This is a genomic window from Photorhabdus sp. RM323S, assembly GCF_042879375.1.
Classification (GTDB): Bacteria; Pseudomonadota; Gammaproteobacteria; order Enterobacterales; family Enterobacteriaceae; genus Photorhabdus; species Photorhabdus tasmaniensis.
This window is the reverse complement of the sequence record NZ_JBHFKZ010000159.1, coordinates 1-964: the sequence shown is the minus strand read 5'-3', so window position 1 is coordinate 964 and position 964 is coordinate 1. Positions and strand designations below refer to the sequence as shown.

Annotated in this window: 1 protein-coding gene; it reads right to left on the bottom strand. The window is 45.1% G+C overall.

What is annotated here, in order from left to right; all coding sequences use genetic code 11:
* On the bottom strand, nt 1–964 hold a 964-nt coding region (locus tag ACGF7G_RS22415), incomplete at both ends, for a type VI secretion system baseplate subunit TssF (RefSeq protein WP_387468485.1).

Below are 964 nucleotides of genomic sequence, written 5' to 3'. Positions count from 1 at the left end.
CCAATGGCACTGCTTCCCGTATATGGTCAAAAAGTAATATTTTGTCACCGGGTTCGGCAAAATGGTGGGCGGTAAGTTGCGCACTGTCGATAAGAGGAACACGGTGGTCAGATCCATCAGCGATTTCCTCTGGTTCAGATTGGAGTTTAATGCTGTCAATACTAAAGATTTCATCTGCTGCCAGTACATAATGCGATTGACCCGGTTCAAATGCTATTGGTTTTGTTTTTGTCGAAGACAGGTTGATAACCGGTACGCAGTGGGGAATAAATGCGGGGGTAATATCCTCAATGGGAATGTTGCGGTCGAATTCCAGGATGAGGGTAAATTGCTTATCCTCTCCCAAAGGGAGCTGAGAGATCTCCTCCGATAAATCAAATGACATAAAGTCATTCACATGTGGCAGATAGAGGTATTCGTATAACACCTGCAGCGGCCAGAAATAGTCATGGGGTCTTGGCAATACCAGATTTTCCTTCAGACGTGTCGCTATCTTGATACCCAGATCCATCTCTTTCTCGGCAAGGGATGTTTTCAGATAAGTGTCATCCAGCGACTGACCCAGGTATTTCGTCAGTAAAGATGCCAGTTTTTGATCTGCGCCCAGAAAAAGTATGACGGGCCCGGTCTTCCAGTGGGGCGTTTGCCCATGATATTGAAAGGTCAGCGAGATAAGGCTTTTGTTTTCGCTGTGTTTCAAAGTCTTATGGATCAAGGTGACCGGTTCAATGCTGATATCCTGGGTAGTTCTGAATGCAATTGATTGGTTATGTTGTATGGCAGAAATTTGACTGCCTTTGGCAATGAGTGTGGCTTCAGTTATGCTGCCCGGTTCAATATCTAACTGGATAATACTGGTTGACGGAATAGGGTGTAACGGTATCGGCCATACTTTTCGTAAAAGCGGATAAACCACTTCCGGGAAACCATCATCAATTTTTTGTTGAATACCGGCAGCCAGAAG